19 protein-coding genes are annotated in these 16,175 nt (G+C 66.4%); 2 read left to right on the forward strand and 17 right to left on the reverse strand.

Annotated elements, in window-relative coordinates:
* Positions 1-15 precede the first annotated feature (15 nt).
* The 3 genes from rpsI to truA form a co-directional block, all read right to left on the reverse strand.
* Positions 16-519, reverse strand: coding sequence for a 30S ribosomal protein S9 (gene rpsI / locus ACLHG5_RS12875; protein WP_411317344.1), 504 nt, complete (start codon positions 517-519; stop codon positions 16-18).
* A gap of 32 nt (positions 520-551) precedes the next feature.
* Positions 552-998, reverse strand: coding sequence for a 50S ribosomal protein L13 (rplM, locus tag ACLHG5_RS12880; RefSeq protein ID WP_411317343.1), 447 nt, complete (start codon positions 996-998; stop codon positions 552-554).
* A gap of 156 nt (positions 999-1,154) precedes the next feature.
* Positions 1,155-2,087 (reverse strand): tRNA pseudouridine(38-40) synthase TruA, encoded by a 933-nt coding sequence (gene truA / locus ACLHG5_RS12885; protein ID WP_411317342.1) that lies wholly within the window; start codon positions 2,085-2,087, stop codon positions 1,155-1,157.
* Between the two features lie 41 nt (positions 2,088-2,128).
* On the opposite strand from truA, the gene ACLHG5_RS12890 reads away from it, so the two are divergent.
* Positions 2,129-4,087: an acyltransferase family protein gene (locus ACLHG5_RS12890; protein ID WP_411319072.1), complete on the forward strand. Its 1,959-nt coding sequence runs from the start codon at positions 2,129-2,131 to the stop codon at positions 4,085-4,087.
* A gap of 88 nt (positions 4,088-4,175) precedes the next feature.
* Here the strand turns inward: ACLHG5_RS12890 and rplQ are convergent, their stop codons facing one another.
* From rplQ to ACLHG5_RS12945, 11 genes are all read right to left on the reverse strand, one after another.
* Positions 4,176-4,745 carry a 50S ribosomal protein L17 gene (gene rplQ, locus ACLHG5_RS12895; RefSeq protein WP_411317340.1) on the reverse strand — a complete coding sequence of 190 codons (570 nt, stop codon included), beginning with the start codon at positions 4,743-4,745 and terminating at the stop codon, positions 4,176-4,178.
* A gap of 53 nt (positions 4,746-4,798) precedes the next feature.
* Positions 4,799-5,794 (reverse strand): DNA-directed RNA polymerase subunit alpha, encoded by a 996-nt coding sequence (locus ACLHG5_RS12900; RefSeq protein ID WP_411319073.1) that lies wholly within the window; start codon positions 5,792-5,794, stop codon positions 4,799-4,801.
* Positions 5,795-5,942: 148 nt separating this feature from the next.
* Positions 5,943-6,341 carry a 30S ribosomal protein S11 gene (gene rpsK / locus ACLHG5_RS12905; protein WP_161885428.1) on the reverse strand — a complete coding sequence of 133 codons (399 nt, stop codon included), beginning with the start codon at positions 6,339-6,341 and terminating at the stop codon, positions 5,943-5,945.
* A gap of 42 nt (positions 6,342-6,383) precedes the next feature.
* The gene (gene rpsM, locus ACLHG5_RS12910) at positions 6,384-6,758 is read right to left on the reverse strand and encodes a 30S ribosomal protein S13 (protein ID WP_411317338.1); all 375 of its coding nucleotides are present in this window, start codon (positions 6,756-6,758) and stop codon (positions 6,384-6,386) included.
* Positions 6,759-6,904: 146 nt separating this feature from the next.
* Entirely contained in the window at positions 6,905-7,018 is a 114-nt protein-coding gene (rpmJ, locus tag ACLHG5_RS12915) for a 50S ribosomal protein L36 (protein ID WP_354474636.1), read from the reverse strand.
* A gap of 68 nt (positions 7,019-7,086) precedes the next feature.
* Positions 7,087-7,308, reverse strand: a complete 222-nt coding sequence (infA, locus tag ACLHG5_RS12920) for a translation initiation factor IF-1 (RefSeq protein WP_022883252.1) — start codon at positions 7,306-7,308, stop codon at positions 7,087-7,089.
* Positions 7,309-7,485: 177 nt separating this feature from the next.
* The gene (locus tag ACLHG5_RS12925; protein ID WP_411319074.1) at positions 7,486-8,637 is read right to left on the reverse strand and encodes a mannitol-1-phosphate 5-dehydrogenase; all 1,152 of its coding nucleotides are present in this window, start codon (positions 8,635-8,637) and stop codon (positions 7,486-7,488) included.
* Entirely contained in the window at positions 8,634-9,074 is a 441-nt protein-coding gene (locus ACLHG5_RS12930; RefSeq protein WP_411317336.1) for a PTS sugar transporter subunit IIA, read from the reverse strand. The genes ACLHG5_RS12925 and ACLHG5_RS12930 overlap by 4 nt, the downstream gene beginning before the upstream one ends.
* Before the next feature lie 26 nt (positions 9,075-9,100).
* Entirely contained in the window at positions 9,101-10,627 is a 1,527-nt protein-coding gene (locus ACLHG5_RS12935) for a PTS mannitol transporter subunit IICB (protein WP_411319075.1), read from the reverse strand.
* A gap of 106 nt (positions 10,628-10,733) precedes the next feature.
* Entirely contained in the window at positions 10,734-11,000 is a 267-nt protein-coding gene (locus tag ACLHG5_RS12940) for an HPr family phosphocarrier protein (protein WP_411319076.1), read from the reverse strand.
* Entirely contained in the window at positions 10,993-11,355 is a 363-nt protein-coding gene (locus ACLHG5_RS12945) for a PTS sugar transporter subunit IIB (protein ID WP_411319077.1), read from the reverse strand. The genes ACLHG5_RS12940 and ACLHG5_RS12945 overlap by 8 nt, the downstream gene beginning before the upstream one ends.
* A gap of 114 nt (positions 11,356-11,469) precedes the next feature.
* Here ACLHG5_RS12945 and ACLHG5_RS12950 point away from each other — a divergent pair, with 114 nt between their 5' ends.
* Entirely contained in the window at positions 11,470-13,389 is a 1,920-nt protein-coding gene (locus ACLHG5_RS12950; RefSeq protein ID WP_411319078.1) for a BglG family transcription antiterminator, read from the forward strand.
* 18 nt (positions 13,390-13,407) lie between these two features.
* On the opposite strand, the gene map is transcribed toward ACLHG5_RS12950, so the two are convergent.
* The 3 genes from map to secY are packed head-to-tail and all read right to left on the reverse strand — an operon-like array spanning position 13,408 to position 16,174.
* Positions 13,408-14,235, reverse strand: coding sequence for a type I methionyl aminopeptidase (map, locus tag ACLHG5_RS12955; protein WP_411319079.1), 828 nt, complete (start codon positions 14,233-14,235; stop codon positions 13,408-13,410).
* Between the two features lie 5 nt (positions 14,236-14,240).
* Positions 14,241-14,852, reverse strand: coding sequence for an adenylate kinase (locus tag ACLHG5_RS12960; RefSeq protein ID WP_411317330.1), 612 nt, complete (start codon positions 14,850-14,852; stop codon positions 14,241-14,243).
* The gene (secY, locus tag ACLHG5_RS12965; RefSeq protein ID WP_411317329.1) at positions 14,849-16,174 is read right to left on the reverse strand and encodes a preprotein translocase subunit SecY; all 1,326 of its coding nucleotides are present in this window, start codon (positions 16,172-16,174) and stop codon (positions 14,849-14,851) included. The genes ACLHG5_RS12960 and secY overlap by 4 nt, the downstream gene beginning before the upstream one ends.
* Position 16,175: the final 1 nt, after the last annotated feature.

Genomic DNA, 16,175 nt, shown 5'->3' on the forward strand with positions numbered 1-16,175 from the left:
GTCAGCGGAGCGCGATTAGCGCTTCGAGAACTGGGGTGCCTTACGCGCCTTCTTGAGTCCGGCCTTCTTGCGCTCCTTGACGCGAGCGTCGCGGCTGAGGAAGCCCGCCTTCTTGAGCGTGGCGCGGTTGTTCTCTTCGTCGATGAGGTTGAGCGACCGAGCGATGCCGAGACGCAGGGCGCCGGCCTGGCCGGAGGGGCCACCGCCGGTGATGCGGGCGATCACGTCGTAGCTGCCCATGAGGTCGAGCACCTTGAAGGGGTCGTTGATGAGCTGCTGGTGGAGCTTGTTCGGGAAGTACTCGGCGAGCGTGCGGCCGTTGACGACGAACTCGCCGGAACCGGGGACGATGCGCACGCGAGCGATGGCCTGCTTGCGACGACCGACCGCGGCACCGGGAACGTTGAGAACCGCGCGCGGGGCGCGGGGAGCGTCGTCGGCCGGGGTCTCGGTCGAGTAGCTGTCGGGGGCAACCTCACCGAGGGTGCTGGAGTCGAGAGAGTCTGAGATCTTCGCCATGAGTGGGAATCCTTTGATTGCTTCTGGCGGCGCTACTGCGCGACCTGGGTGAGGGTGAAGGTCGTGGGCTGCTGCGCAGCGTGAGGGTGCTCGGCTCCGGCGTAGACCTTGAGCTTCGTGAGCTGAGCGCGACCGATCGAGTTCTTCGGGAGCATTCCGCGGACGGCCTTCTCGACGGCACGCGTCGGGTGCTTCTCGAGCATCTCCGCGTAGGTCGTCGCCGTCAGTCCGCCCGGGTAACCCGAGTGGCGGTAGGCCTTCTTCTGCGCGAGCTTCGACCCCGTGAGGGCCACCTTCTCGGCGTTGATGATGATGACGAAGTCTCCGGTGTCCATGTGGTTGGAGAAGATCGCCTTGTGCTTGCCGCGCAGGAGCGAGGCGGCGTGGGTCGCGAGACGACCCAAGACGATGTCGGTCGCGTCGATGATGAGCCAGTCGCGCTGGATGTCATCGGGCTTCGGGGAATAAGTGCGCGTCACGGTAGGACTGCTTTCTGTCGAAATGAGGTGTTCGTGAATCCCACTCCGTGGAACGTTCCCGACGGGAACCTTGCCGGTGGAGGGCTCAACTTCGGGTGTCGCACTGAGATAAGCGCAGGCACCAAGGGTAAACACTAGACCACGGTCGCGGCACGGTCAACCGACGGGCGATGCCTCCGGGGCATCGAGAGGGGGCCGGATGGCCCGGGTCTGCTCCGCCCGAGCAGCGAGCTCATGATCGGCCGGATACCCGACCTCCATGAGGGTGAGCCCCTTCGCTGGCACGACCTTGAACTCGCTCGTGCGTTCGAGCTGCTCCCTGATCTCGATCATGCGCTCGGGGGTCATCTGCCCCGCCCCCACCGCGAGCGACGCCCCCACGAGTGCGCGCACCATGCTGTGGCAGAACGCGTCGGCCTGCAGGCGCGCGACCACGACACCGTCGACCGCGCGGTGCCACGAGAAATCCTGCAGAGTGCGGATGCTCGTGCCGAAGTCTTTGGGCTTGCAGAAGGCCGCCCAATCGTGGAGACCCAGAAACCGCCCCGCGACGGTGTTCATGCTCTCCACGTCGAGCGCGCGCGGAATCCAGAGGGTGCGATTGCGCTCAAGGGGGTTCCTCGGCCCGCCCTCGTCGGAGACCCGGTATTCGTATCGCCTCCAGACGGCGCTGAAGCGAGCGTCGAAACCCGCCGGGGCGCGGCTCACGCGAGAGACGTAGACGTCGCTCGAGAGTCCGGCGATGCCGTTGAGTCGTCGGGCGAGCGCCGTCACGGGGTCGAGCTTCGCGCGGCCGGACGGCCCGCGATGGGGTCTCTCGAGGCTCGCGAGCTGCTCGCTCGTCAGATCGAGGTGGGCCACTTGCCCGAGCGCGTGCACGCCGGCATCCGTGCGCCCGGCGACCGTGAGTGTCGGCGCGTCACCGTGCCGCGAGAACACGGTCGCGAGGGAGGCTTCGAGCTCCCCCTGCACCGTCCGCAGGGAGGGCTGGCGGCTCCACCCGGTAAACTCTGTGCCGTCGTAAGCGATGTCGAGCCGCAGTCGCGTGAGCTCCGTTCCCGGCTCGCGAGCGGTCGCTTCAGTCGTCATTCCGACGATTCTAGGCGCGCCGAATCGAAGGGAGACCCGCCGTGTCCGTGGGCACTCCCCTCCCTCCCGATCCGACCGTCGTCCCTGCGCCGGGTGGGACTGCGTCGGCCGCCGCCCGGCCGCGCATCCCCGCGCTCGATGGCCTCCGCGCGATCGCGGTGATGGCCGTGGTCGTCTACCACGTGTCGCCGGGCGCTCTCGCGGGCGGATACATCGGGGTCGACGTGTTCTTCGTCGTGAGCGGTTTTCTCATCACGGTTCTGCTCGTGCGCGAGCACGCAGCGACCGGGCGGATCGCTCTGCGCCAGTTCTGGATGCGTCGCGCGCGTCGCCTCCTCCCCGCCCTCGCCGTCCTGGTCCTCGTGACGAGCTCGGCCGCCCTCGCCGTCGGCGGTGACGCTCTCGTCGGGCTCGGCAGGCAAGTGCTCGGCGCCGCGACGTTCAGCAGCAACTGGCTCGAACTCGCCTACGGCAACGACTATTTCGACAACACCTCGGCCGACCTCTTCCGCAACCTCTGGTCGCTCGCGGTCGAGGAGCAGTTCTACCTCGTGTGGCCCCTCGCGGTCCTCGCGCTCGCCTCCATGAGCAAGCGCTCGTGGCGCGTGGGCATCGTCGTCGCCATCGCCGCCGCGTCGGCACTCGCGATGGCGATGATCCACACCCCGGGCAGCGACGCCACTCGCGTCTACTTCGGCACGGATACCCACAGCTTCGGGCTCGCGATCGGGGCCGCCCTCGCCTTCGCCCTCGTCGGCCGCTCCCCCGCCCTCGACCCCGGCGCGGGGGCATCGACGGCCGCCGGTTCGCGCGTGCGGGCACGGTTCGCCGACGTGGCGGCCGGAGCACTCCTCGCCTCGGTGCTCTCGGCATTCGTCGCCCTCCCCGCCGACGACGACCTCGTCTACCGCGGTGGCCTCGTCGGAGTGGCCCTCGCCGTCGCCGGGATCATCGCCTGCGCCCTCGTGCGGGGCTCCGTCATCGCGCGCGCCCTCGATAATCGTCTGTTCCGATGGATCGGCGAGCGCTCGTACGGCATCTACCTCTGGCACTGGCCCGTCTTCATCCTCGTCGTCGGCCTGCTCGACTCAGTCGACCGTTCCGGTGCGAGCGGGTGGGGTCTCGGCGGCATCGCGGCGGGTGTCTCGGTCGCGGCGGCCGCGCTCTCGTTCCGCTTCGTCGAGCGACCGATCCGGCGCCACGGTTTTCGCGGTGTCGTGCGCCTCGTGCGGCGTGCCGCCCCGACGACGCGGCCACGACTCGTGGCCGGGAGCATCGCGGTCATCGTGCTCGCATCCCTCATCGGCACCGCGACGGCCATCGCGGTGAGCCCCTCGACGAGCGACGCGCAAAGCGAGATCCAAGAGGGACTCGACGCTATCGCGACCGCGCCTTCGGACGTGTCGGCCCCGGGAGAACAAGCGCGAGACGCTGCGGCGGATGCGGGACCGCCCCTCTCGACCGACCCGATCACCGGCGACCAGATCACGGCGATCGGGGACTCCGTCATGCTCGCGTCGGCCCCCGAACTGCAAGCGGCGTTCCCCGGAATCGCGATCGACGCCGCGGTGTCACGCCAGCTGTCGGCGGCGCCCGCGATCATCGACGAGATGGTCGACGCCGACACGCTGCGCCCGATCGTCGTGCTCGGACTCGGGACGAACGGACCGATCGACGACGCCACACTCGACGAACTCCGCGACCGGGTGGGGCCCTCACATCGGATCGTCGTCGTCTCCGTCTACGCCCCGCGCGGCTGGACCGACGGGGTCAATGCCACCCTCGACTCATTCGCTCGCGAATACCGCGACGTCGAACTGTCGGACTGGCGCACAGCGATCGCCTCGCAGACCTCGCTTCTCTCGAGCGACCAGGTGCACCCCGGAGCCGCCGGGGGCGAGGTCTACGCCGACGAGCTCCGCGCCGCGCTGCAGCGGCTCTCCGAAGTGCCCCCGCTCCTGCGCCCCAACGACTACGGCCTCGCACCGCGCCCCGAATAGCGACAGACGAGCGTCGAGCGACGGGCGGGTCAGCACAACGAAGAACGGCCCCGCTCGAGGAGCAGGGCCGTTCCGGTGAAGCGCGAGACTACTTGGCGTCAGCTGCCGCGGAATCGTCGGTGCTGTCGGTCGTGACGGTCTCGTCAGTGCTGTCGGCGCCATCGGTCGCGACGGTCTCGTCGGCGACGGTCTCATCAGCGACGGTCTCGTCAGCGACGGTCTCGTCCGTGCTGGCGTCGTCGACGGGCGCGGCGACCGGAGCGGCCTTCGTCGAGGCTTTCGCCTTCGGCTTGGCGTTGACGGGCTCGAGAACGAGCTCGAGCTGCACCATCGACGCGTTGTCGCCCTTGCGGAAGCCGAGCTTCGTGATGCGGGTGTATCCGCCCTCACGGTTCTCGACGAGTGGCGCGATCTGCGTGAACAGCTCGTGCACGACGGTCTTGTCGCCGATGACGCCGAGAACGCGACGGCGCGCATGCAGGTCGCCGCGCTTCGCGAACGTGATGAGACGCTCGGCGAGCGGACGCACGCGCTTGGCACGCATCTCGGTGGTCTTGATGCTCTTGTGGGTGAACAGCGCAGCGGCGAGGTTCGCGAGCATCAGGCGCTCGTGAGCAGGACCTCCGCCGAGGCGGGGACCCTTGGTTGGCTTAGGCATTGTGTGTTGTCTCCGGAATCTTCAGGTAGTGAGGGGCGTCGATGACGACGGCTCTAGTTGGTCTCTTCGACGTCGTCGTAGCCGCTGTAGAAGTGGGCTCCGTCGAAACCGGGAACCGTGTCCTTGAGCGAGAGGCCCATCTCGACGAGCTTGTCTTTGACCTCGTCCACCGACTTCTGTCCGAAGTTGCGGATGTTCATGAGCTGCGTCTCCGACAGCGCCACGAGCTCGCTGACGGTGTTGATGCCCTCGCGCTTGAGGCAGTTGTAGCTGCGCACCGAGAGGTCGAGGTCTTCGATCGGCATGCTGAGTTCCGACGACAGAACGGCGTCGACGGGAGCCGGGCCGATCTCGATGCCCTCGGCCGCGGTGTTGAGCTCGCGAGCGAGACCGAACAGCTCGGTGAGGGTGCGGCCGGCAGAGGCGATCGCGTCGCGCGGGGTGATCGCCGACTTGGTCTCGACGTCAACGACGAGGCGGTCGAAGTCGGTGCGCTCACCGGCACGAGTCGCCTCGACGCGGTAGGTCACCTTGAGCACGGGCGAGTAGAGCGAGTCGATCGGAATCTGACCCGCTTCGCTGAACTCGCTGCGGTTCTGCGTGGCGGAGACGTATCCACGACCGCGCTCGATCGTGAGTTCGAGCTCGAACTTGGCCTTGTCGTTGAGCGTCGCGATGACGAGCTCGGGGTTGTGGATCTCGACACCGGCGGGAGCGGAGATGTCGGCGGCCGTGACCTCGCCGGCACCCTGCTTGCGCAGGTACGCCGTGATCGGCTCGTCGTTCTCGCTCGAGACGACGAGTCCCTTGATGTTCAGGATGATCTCGGTGACGTCTTCCTTCACCCCGGCGATCGTGCTGAACTCATGCAGAACGCCGTCGAGACGGATGCTCGTGACTGCCGCGCCGGGAATCGACGAGAGCAGGGTGCGGCGGAGCGAGTTGCCGAGGGTGTAACCGAAGCCGGGTTCGAGGGGCTCGATGACGAACCGCGAACGGAACTCGGAGATGTTCTCTTCGGTAAGAGTTGGACGCTGTGCAATCAGCACTATTGATTCCTTTCGGCGAAGTGTCCGCTATTTGACACTTGGGAAATGTATTGAGTTGTCCTATGCGCCGATGTCACACCGGCCGCGAGGCGGCCGGTGTGACGAGGCGATCATGATCCGCGTGAGCGAGCTCCCGCGACGGGGTGCGTTAGACGCGGCGACGCTTGGGCGGGCGGCAACCGTTGTGCGCCTGCGGGGTGACGTCGTTGATCGAACCGACCTCGAGGCCGGCGGCCTGGAGCGAACGGATCGCGGTCTCGCGGCCCGAGCCCGGTCCCTTGACGAAGACGTCGACCTTCTTGACGCCGTGCTCCTGAGCCTGGCGCGCGGCCGACTCGGCGGAGAGCTGCGCGGCGAAGGGGGTCGACTTACGCGATCCCTTGAAGCCGACGGTTCCCGACGACGCCCAGCTCAGCACGGCCCCGGTGGGGTCGGTGATGGTGACGATGGTGTTGTTGAAGGTCGACTTGATGTGGGCCTGGCCCACGGCGACGTTCTTCTTCTCTTTGCGACGCGGCTTACGAGCGGCCGATTTTGGTGCTGCCATGATGTTCTCCTAAAACTGTTATGGCGATACGAGCAGTGCTCGCTATCGGGCCTTCTTCTTGCCGGCAACGGTGCGCTTCGGGCCCTTGCGGGTGCGAGCGTTGGTCTTGGTGCGCTGTCCGCGCACGGGCAGGCCGCGACGGTGACGGACACCCTCGTAGCTTCCGATCTCGACCTTGCGTCGGATGTCGGCAGCCACCTCACGGCGGAGGTCACCTTCGACCTTGTAGTTGCCTTCGATGTTGTCGCGCAGAGCGATGAGCTGGTCATCGGTCAGATCTTTGACGCGGATCTCTCCGCTGATCTCGGTCTCGGCGAGGACTTTGAGTGCCCTCGTGCGGCCGACACCGTAGATGTATGTCAGTGCGACTTCAACGCGCTTGTCGCGCGGGATGTCGACGCCGGCTAGACGTGCCATGGTGGCTTCTCCTGGTGTTTCGTGGAGGTCTGTAGCGATCCCTGTGCAGCGGCCTCCGCCCACTGGTGTCCCCGCGTAGCCCGGAGGGCATCGACGGTTCTGGTATCGCTAGTTCTGTATTCAGTTGTGGTGCTGGTGCAGCTGGATCAGCCCTGGCGCTGTTTGTGGCGCGGGTTCTCGCAGATGACCATGACGTTGCCGTTGCGACGGATGACCTTGCACTTCTCGCAGATCGGCTTGACGCTGGGGTTGACCTTCATCGTGTTTTCCTTGTGTTCGCTGTCGTCGTGCCCTCGAAGAGTCGAGGGCCGTTACTTTCCAGCACGCGCTACTTGTAGCGGTAGACGATCCGGCCGCGGGTGAGGTCGTAGGGGCTCAGCTCGACGATCACGCGGTCCTCGGGGAGGATGCGGATGTAGTGCTGACGCATTTTGCCCGAAATGTGGGCGAGTACTTTGTGGCCGTTGGTCAGCTCGACGCGAAACATCGCGTTGGGCAGCGCTTCGACTACAGCACCTTCGATCTCGATGACACCGTCTTTTTTCGCCATATCCTCTTCGTCGCTAAAAGTTATTGTTTGCTGGTCGTGCGGTGGATGTGGCGTCTCTCGCGCTTGTGACAAGCGAGAACCGGGCACGACAGAATCGGGCCAAGACACCAACGATCGAGCTTAGGTGATTTCCGGGCGTTTCGCCACCTGCGCCGTATACTCCGCGCCGGTCGCCGATCAGAGGTCGGCTTGAACGGCCGAGACTCTCGTCGACACCGCCGCGAACAGTGGCGACCCGGAGTCGATTCCGGTGACTCTCTCCGTGACGGTGTCGGCATCCTCGGAACGCAGCAGCGCCTGCAGTTCGACACTCTCCCGGTCCTCCGGAACGTCGAACTGCACGGCTGCCCCCATCGCACGCACGAGCGCGTCGAACGATCCGCCGCGCTCCGCGATCTGGCGGGCGGGCGAGACGAAGCGCTCGTTGCGACCGAGTTTGCGCAGCGGCTCCCGGCCGACGCGCTCGGGGGTGTCGGGAAGGTCAGCGTTGGCGAAACGCACGAGAGTGCGCTCGACGTAGGCGTCGTGGTCGGCCTGATCGAGCAGGTGCTTTCGCACGAGGAGATCCGCCGTCTCGGCGAGGACGGCCTCGACTTCGGCTCGGACCGCGGGGATGGCGATGGCCTCGGCGAGCGTTGCGGCGCCCGCGAGGAAGCCGTGATAGGCCGTCGTCGCGTGCCCGGTGTTGACCGTGAAGAGCTTGCGCTCGATGTACGGCTCGAGGTCGGGAACGAAGTGGGCATCGGGGATGACGGGGACGTCGCCGTCGAACGACGATGTCTCGATGGCCCACTCGAAGAAGTCCTCGACGGTCACGTCGAGCGACTCGGGGTCTGCTTGCCCCGGGACGATGCGGTCGACGGCCGTGTTGGCGAACACCGCGCGCCCGTGCAACCATGCGGCGTCCCGATCGCCGAGAGCCTTCGCCACCTCCGCCGCGAGCAGATCGGTCGCGTTGATCGCGTTCTCGCAGGCCATGACCGTGAGCCGGCCGGCGTCGTCTGCTCGCTGCTCGAGGGCCTTCGCGATCACCGGCGCGATGAACCTCAGCACGTTCGGACCCACCGCGGTCGTGACAACCTCGGCAGTGGCGATCTCGGCGATCACTCCCGCCTCGTCGTCACGACTGTTGATGGCGCGATAGCCGTCGACGGACCACGTGCGAGGCTCCGCGCCGACCTCGTGCACCTCGTAGCTCGAGCTCGCCGCGAGCTTTGCGATGAGCTCCGTCGCGACATCCGCGAAGACGATCTCGTACCCCGCGCGATGGAGGATGAGGCCGACGAAACCGCGACCGATGTTTCCGGCCCCGAAGTGAACGGCCTTCACGCGGCGTTGACGTCGCCGAGCGCGGAGAAGAGCTCGTCGGCCGAGCCCGCGTCGAGGAGCTTCTGCACCTCGTCCTCGTCGGAGAAGATGATCGCGATCTTCGACAGGATCTCGAGGTGCCCGTTCTCTTTGCCCGCGATACCGACGACGAACCGTACGTCGTTGCCGTCCCAGTCGATCGGGGAGTCGTACCGCACGAACGAGAGCGCAGACTTCAGGATCGTGTCCTTGCCCTCGTTCGTGCCGTGCGGGATGGCCAGGAGATTGCCCATGTACGTCGACGTGACCGCTTCGCGCGCGTGCATGAAGCCAAGGTAGTCCTCGGTCACCGCACCCGCCTTGACGAGGATGGCGTTCGCCTCCTCGATCGCGGCGTCCTTCGTCGTCGCTGATCCCGACGCGACGATCTGGTCTCGTTCGAGCACGTTCTCGCTCATGGTTCCTCTTCCTGTTCTGGCCGGTGTTACTTCTGCTGGTCCGCGACCCGCTCGACGACCTCGTCGTAGCGCGGGCTGTTCATGAAGTTGTCCACCGAGACGTGCTCGGCGTTACCGTTCTTCTCGCGGGCCCGATCGGTCAACTCACGCTGCGTGATGATGAGGTCTTCTGAACCGTCGAGGTTCGCGATCGACTTGTTCGTCACCGTGATCCCGTCGATTCCGGCCTTCTTCATCTTGTTGCGCAAGACACTCGCACCCATGGCGCTCGAGCCCATACCAGCGTCGCACGCGAACACGATGTTCTGCACGCGCGCGGCCGTTCCGACAGAACCGGCGGCAGCCGACGTCGACGCTGCTTCGCCCTTGAGTCCGGTCGTGTAGTCGCTCTTCTTTCCCTTGAGCTCGTCCATCTTCGCGGCGGCGGCGGCGAGGTCGTTCTCTCCCGCGGCTTCGGCCGCGAGGTCACGCTTGCGCGTCGCCCGCAGGATGATCGACGCGATCACGAAGGTGACGGTCGCCGAGATGATGACCGAGAGCACGACACCGAGGTGGCTGCCGCGCGCCGTCTGAGCGAGGATCGCGAAGATGCTGCCGGGCGATGCCGGGCTCACGAGTCCCGACCCGAAGATCACGTTCGTGAGGATTCCGCTCGCGCCACCCGCGATGAGGGCGAGGAGCAGGATCGGCTTCGCGAGCACGTAGGGGAAGTAGATCTCGTGGATTCCGCCGAAGAACTGGATGATGATCGCGCCGGGAGCGGTCGAGCGGGCGACGCCCACACCGAACACCGAGATCGCGAGCAGCAGTCCGAGTCCGGGGCCGGCGTTCGCCTCGAGGAGGAAGAGGATCGACTGCCCGGTCTCGGCCGACTCGGCGGCACCGAGCGGCGTGAGCACACCCTGGTTGATGGCGTTGTTGAGGAACAGCACCTTCGCGGGCTCGATGATGATCGAGGCGAGCGGGAGGAGGTTCGCGTCGGTCAGGGCGCGGACACCACCACCGAGAACGTCACTCACGGCCTTGAGCACGGGGGCGACGAAGAAGAACCCGGCGAGCGCCACGACGAACGCGACGAACCCGCCCACGTAGTTGTTGACGAGCATCTCGAATCCGGCGCGGATCTTGCCGTCCCAGATCGAGTCGACCTTCTTGAGGATGTACGCCGTGAGCGGCCCGACGATGAGCGCACCGAGGAACATCGGGGTTCCCGCGGCGCCGATGATGACACCCATGGTCGCTGCGGCACCGACGACTCCACCGCGCATGCCGTAGACCATGTGGCCACCGGTGTAGGCGATGAGGAGCGGCAGGAGGTACGTGATCATCGGTCCGACGAGGCCGATGTTCGGGTCACCGGCGGCGTTGGTTCCGAAACCGCCGAGTTCCGCAACGGGAACCCAACCGGTCTCGATGAAGAGGGCGGTGATGAGGCCCCACGCGATGAAGGCGGGGATGTTCGGCATGACCATGCCGGAGAGGAAGGCACCGAATTGCTGAATGCGAACGCGGACCCCCTTCTTCGTCGTGGTCTGAGGTGACGTCGTCGTCATGACTGTGCTCCGTTTTCGTGAGTGGTGGGTGGTGGCGTGGTGCGAGGTGCGGTGATGCGGGTGCTGCGGTGCTGTGGTGCGAGGGGTGGGTTTGAGGGGCGACCGATCATTCGGCGTCCATGTCTGTGGCGAGGAGCGCGACGAGCTCGGCGACGACGTCGTCGGCCGACTCGCCTTCGGCTCCCACGGTCACTTCGTCATCGTGGTCGATTCCGAGGGAGATCACTCCGAGGATGCTCGCGGCGTTCACGGACTTGCCGTTCTTCGTGATCGTCACGGGGATGCCCGCTCTGGCTGCCGCCTGGGTGAAGAGCGAGGCGGGTCGCGCGTGCAATCCGTGAGCGGATGCGACGACGACGTTCTGTTCAGGCATGGGTTTCTCCAGAGGGGGATGCGGGCGAGGAGGCGCCGCGGACGAGACCGCGGTCGAGAAGGGGGCCGAGGGCCGCGTAGGCCGTGCGAGCACCGGCGGAGTCGAAGCCGACGGGCTCGAGCAGAGCCGATGCGACACCCGCACGCACCGCGGAGTCTTCGAGAGCGGGATACACCGCGGCGAGGTGATGCCCGACGAGGAGCACGTCGACATCCTCGAGAGCCGTGTCGATGTCGTCGATCGATCCGGCATCGAACCGGATGTCGTCGGCGCGGGCGGTCGCTTCACGCCGGAGCCAGTGGACGAGGAATGAGCTGGATGCGCCCGCACCGCAGACGACGAGAACTCGCTGCATCGCACGCCTCCTTGCGCTCACAAACCTTGTTCGACCATCCTCCCTCCCGTGCCAAGCACTGCGCCAGCAGGCTTGCTTCCGCACCCCCGGAAACGAAGGCCTAGGGTGGAGACGATGAGCGACAGACACGAACGGCTGCTCGCCTACCTCCGATCCGACGCCGGGTGGGTGACCGCGAGCGAGCTCGCCGACCACCTCGGGGTCACGACACGCAGCGTGCGCAGCTACGTCACCGCGGTGAAGGGCCTGGCCGCTCCGCTCGAGGTCATCGAGTCGTCGACGAACGGGTATCGGCTCGATCGTGAGGCCTACGCCTCCTTCCTCTCCGCGAAGCCGACCTCGCCGGGCGACACGGGGTCGCCGAGCGACCGGATCTACCACCTCGTGCGTCGACTCGGCGATGCGCCCGAGGGTCTCGACCTCTACGACCTCGCCGACGGGATGTTCGTGAGCGAGTCGACGATCGAGTCGGACCTGCGCAAACTCCGCCCCGAAGTGGAGTCGGCCGGACTGCGCCTTCTGCGTCGCGACAACCGTGTCGTCCTCGACGGCCCCGAGCACCGACTCCGTCGACTCATCAGCCGCATGTTCCGTGACGAGGGGGCGCAGGGTTTTCTCGAGATCGACAGCATCGAGAGGGAGTTCGCGTCGTCGGATCTGCGCGGGTTCAAGACCGATCTCATCGCCATGCTCGACGGCCACGGGTATTTCGTCAACGAGTACGGCATCAACAACGTGCTCCTGCACGTCGCCATAGCGGTCGATCGCGCCGCCAAACGGCAGTTGCCGTCGTCGGCGGAGATCGATGCGCGTCACGAATCCGTCGCGGGAGTCTCGACCGAGCTCGACGCGCTCATCGTCGCCCGATTCGGGGTCGCACTATCGCCGACGGACCTCTCCTACCTCGCATCTCTGCTGACGACGCGCGTCATCACGCGCGGATATACCGCGACGCAGACGGATGTCGCCTCGCTCGCGGTCGACCGCGAGCTCGCGCTCGTGCGCTCCATCGTCGAGCGCGTCGCCGAGGAGTATCTCGTCGATCTGCACAACGAGGAGTTCATCGTGCGGCTCTCGCTGCACGTCAGCAACCTCATCGCCCGCGCGCACGATCAGTCGTACTCGCGCAATCCGATGACGAGATCGATCAAGACGGCCTACCCCCTCATCTACGAGATCGCCGTCTTCATCGCGAGCGAGATCCAGCGCAGCGAGCACGTCGCCATCAACGACGACGAGATCTCCTACATCGCCCTGCACGTCGGCTCGTATCTCGAGAGGCAATCCAAGCGCGAGGAACGCGTGACGTGCGCGATCGTGTGCCCGAACTACTACGACATGCACACGATCCTGCGCGAGCGACTCGAAGCGGCGCTCGGAGATCAGCTGCACGTCGAGATCGTCATCACCCGCACCGACATCGACTGGCACGCCCTCGCGACGGACATCGTCGTGACGACGCTGCCCGACGTGCGCACGACCGACGACACCGTCGTCATCCAGCCCTTCCTCACCGACGACGACGTCGACGCGGTCCGACGCGCCGTGCGGCGAGTGAGGCGGCAACGCCGCCGGTTGCGACTCAAAGACGACCTCCTGCTGTTCTTCGACGAGTCACTCTTCGTGCGCAACCTCGAGGTCGACGGCCGCGAGAACATCATCCGGGCGCTCGGTGAGCGCATGGTCGCCCTCGACATCATCGACACCGACTATGTCGCTCACGCGATCGACCGCGAACGCATGTCGTCGACCGCGTTCACCGACAGCCTCGCGGTGCCTCACGCGATCGGGATGACGGCCCAGCGCACCGCGATCTGCATCGCTGTCAACGAGTCGCCGATCGAGTGGGGCGACAACAGGGTCAACGTCGTCGCGCTCATCGCGTTCAGCGCGTCGGATCGAACGACCTTCCAGTCCCTCTTCGACCAGTTCGTGTCGGTCTTCGCCGAGCGCGACGATGTGCACCGCATCATCCGCGGATCCGCCGACTTCCCCTCGTTCATCGAAGAGCTCGTTCGGAGCATCGACAAGTAGGCACTCTCTCGCGGTGTGTCAGGCGAGCGGGGTCGGCACGACCCCGAAGGGCGCGAGTCCGGCACGACCGCCGTCGGGAGCCGTGAGCACCCAGACGCCGTGCGCGTGGACCGCGACCGAGTGCTCCCAGTGCGCGGCGTCGGAACCGTCGCTCGTCGCGACCGTCCACTCGTCGTCCCTCACAACGGTGTCCGACGACCCCGCGGTGACCATGGGCTCGATCGCGACGACGAGGCCGGGTTTGATCGCGGCGCCCCTCCCCCGCACGGCGTAGTTAAACACCGACGGCTCTTCGTGCATCGCGCGGCCGATCCCGTGACCGGCGTAGCCCTCGACGATCCCGTACTGTCCTCGAGCATCGACAGCCGCCTCGATCGCCTCGCCCACCGCGCCGAGGTGCTTGGCCGACGCGAGAGCGGCGATCCCCGCCCACAACGATCCCTCGGTGACCGCCGACAAGCGCGACCGCGACCGCACGCGGGACTCCTGACCGTCATCCGGAAGCACGACAGTGAACGCCGCGTCGCCGTTCCACCCTTCGAAGAGCGCCCCGCAGTCGATCGAGAGGATGTCGCCCGCCTCGAGAGGGCGATCAGTCGGGATCCCATGCACCACATCGTCGTTGACCGACGCGCAGATCGTGTGGCGGTATCCGGGCTCGAGGGCGAAATTCGGCTCGGCCCCGGCATCGCGGATGACCCCTTCCGCGATCGCGTCGAGTTCGAGGGTCGTGACACCGGGGCGGATCGCGTCCCGGACTGCAGACAGCGCGGCCGCCGTGATGCGGCCGGGTTCGAGCATCGCCCGCATCTCGGCCGGCGACTTGTAGATCGACCGGGAACGCACGGTTCTCAGCCCGCGGTGGGTGCCGACTCTTCGACCGGCACGGTGACACCGCGCTCGAGCAGAGCCGTGCTGATGCGCTGACCGACCTCGTCGATCGCGCCGAGCCCGTCGACCTCGACGAGGAGGCCACGCTCCGAGTAGCCGGCGACGATCGGCGCGGTCTCGCGAGCGAACACTTCTTGACGGTGACGGATGGCGTCTTCCGAATCGTCGAGCCTGCCCTGGTCGACGGCGCGGCGGCGCAGACGGGAGACGACCTCATCGGTGTCGGCGACGAGCTGCACGACGGCGTCGAGCGCCTGGTCCTTCGACGCGAGGAGCTCGTCGAGGAACGTCACCTGGTCGAGCGTGCGCGGGTAGCCGTCGAGGAGGAAACCGTCGAGGGCATCGGGTTCCGTGAGTCGCGCCGCGACGAGCTCGTTCGTGAGCTCGTCGGGAACGTAGTCCCCCGCGTCGACGATCGCCTGGACCTTCTGGCCGAGCTCCGTCCGGTTCTTGATGTTGTGACGGAAGATGTCGCCCGTCGCGATCGCCGGGATCCCGTAGGTCCGTGCGATCTGCGCGGCCTGCGTGCCCTTGCCCGCACCGGGCGGGCCGACGATGAGGAGCCGGGTCACCGGAGAAGTCCCTCGTAGTGCCGCTGCTGCAGTTGCGAGTCGATCTGTTTGACCGTCTCGAGACCGACGCCGACGATGATGAGGATGCTCGCGCCGCCGAACGGGAAGTTCGCGTTGGCACCCACGGTCGCGAGAGCGATGAGCGGGATGAGCGCGATGAATCCGAGGTAGAGCGAACCGGGCAGGGTGACCCTCGTGAGCACGTAGTCGAGGTACTCGGCCGTCGGACGTCCCGCGCGGATGCCGGGGATGAATCCGCCGTACTTCTTCATGTTGTCGGCGACCTCTTCGGGGTTGAAGGTGATCGCGACGTAGAAGTAGGTGAACCCGACGATGAGCAGGAAGTACATGAGCATGTACAGCGGGTTGTCGCCCGTGCGCAGGTTGTCGGTGATCCACGTCACCCAGGGTGCGGGCGGGCTTCCGTCTGCAGGCTGGTTGAACTGCGCGATGAGCGACGGCAGATAGAGCAGCGACGATGCGAAGATCACGGGCACGACGCCGGCCATGTTGACCTTGATCGGGATGTAGGTGTTGTTTCCACCGTAGGTGCGTCGCCCGACCATGCGCTTGGCGTACTGCACGGGGATGCGCCGCTGAGACTGCTCGACGAAGACGACCGCGCACATGATGACGAGGCCGACGGCGAGCACGAGGAGGAAGACCTCGAAGCTCTGCGCGAGGGCGATGCCCCAGAGGGCGCTCGGGAACGTCGCGGCGATCGAGGTGAAGATGAGGAGCGACATGCCGTTACCGACGCCGCGCTCGGTGATGAGCTCGCCGAGCCACATGATGAGGCCGGTGCCCGCGGTCATCGTGATGACCATGAGGAGCGTGGCGTACCACGACGGGTCGGTGATGAGGTTGCTGCAGGCGGGGACGCCGGTCGTCGACGGGAACAGCGCGCCACTCCGGGCCACGGTGATGAGAGTCGTCGACTGGAGGATCGCGAGCGCGATCGTCAGGTAGCGCGTGTACTGGGTGAGCTTCGCCTGCCCGGTCTGGCCCTCCTTGTGGAGGGTGTCGAAGTGCGGGATGACCACACGCAGGAGCTGCGTGATGATCGACGCCGTGATGTACGGCATGATCCCGAGCGCGAAGACCGAGAGTTGGAGCAGAGCGCCACCGCTGAAGAGGTTGACGAGCTCGTAGAGCCCCGTCGTTCCGTCATTCGAGGCGATGCACTCTTGGATGTTGCCGTAGTCGACGTACGGCGCCGGGATGAACGACCCCAGCCGGAAGATCGCCACGATGCCGAGCGTGAACCCGATCTTCCTGCGAAGGTCGGGCGTGCGGAAAATCCGCGCGACAGCTCTGAACACG

Source organism: Marisediminicola sp. LYQ85 (assembly GCF_046600695.1).
In the GTDB taxonomy this organism is placed as follows: Bacteria; Actinomycetota; Actinomycetes; order Actinomycetales; family Microbacteriaceae; genus Marisediminicola.

Coding starts and splice junctions, on each gene's coding strand:
- rplQ (WP_411317340.1), bottom strand. CDS start 4,745: ATGCCTAAGCCAACCAAGGGTCCCCGCCTCGGCGGAGGTCCTGCTCAC.
- rpsK (WP_161885428.1), bottom strand. CDS start 6,341: ATGGCAGCACCAAAATCGGCCGCTCGTAAGCCGCGTCGCAAAGAGAAG.
- ACLHG5_RS12930 (WP_411317336.1), bottom strand. CDS start 9,074: ATGAGCGAGAACGTGCTCGAACGAGACCAGATCGTCGCGTCGGGATCA.
- truA (WP_411317342.1), bottom strand. CDS start 2,087: ATGACGACTGAAGCGACCGCTCGCGAGCCGGGAACGGAGCTCACGCGA.
- ACLHG5_RS12945 (WP_411319077.1), bottom strand. CDS start 11,355: ATGCAGCGAGTTCTCGTCGTCTGCGGTGCGGGCGCATCCAGCTCATTC.
- rpsI (WP_411317344.1), bottom strand. CDS start 519: ATGGCGAAGATCTCAGACTCTCTCGACTCCAGCACCCTCGGTGAGGTT.
- rpmJ (WP_354474636.1), bottom strand. CDS start 7,018: ATGAAGGTCAACCCCAGCGTCAAGCCGATCTGCGAGAAGTGCAAGGTC.
- rpsM (WP_411317338.1), bottom strand. CDS start 6,758: ATGGCACGTCTAGCCGGCGTCGACATCCCGCGCGACAAGCGCGTTGAA.
- infA (WP_022883252.1), bottom strand. CDS start 7,308: ATGGCGAAAAAAGACGGTGTCATCGAGATCGAAGGTGCTGTAGTCGAA.
- ACLHG5_RS12940 (WP_411319076.1), bottom strand. CDS start 11,000: ATGCCTGAACAGAACGTCGTCGTCGCATCCGCTCACGGATTGCACGCG.
- ACLHG5_RS12950 (WP_411319078.1), top strand. CDS start 11,470: ATGAGCGACAGACACGAACGGCTGCTCGCCTACCTCCGATCCGACGCC.
- ACLHG5_RS12935 (WP_411319075.1), bottom strand. CDS start 10,627: ATGACGACGACGTCACCTCAGACCACGACGAAGAAGGGGGTCCGCGTT.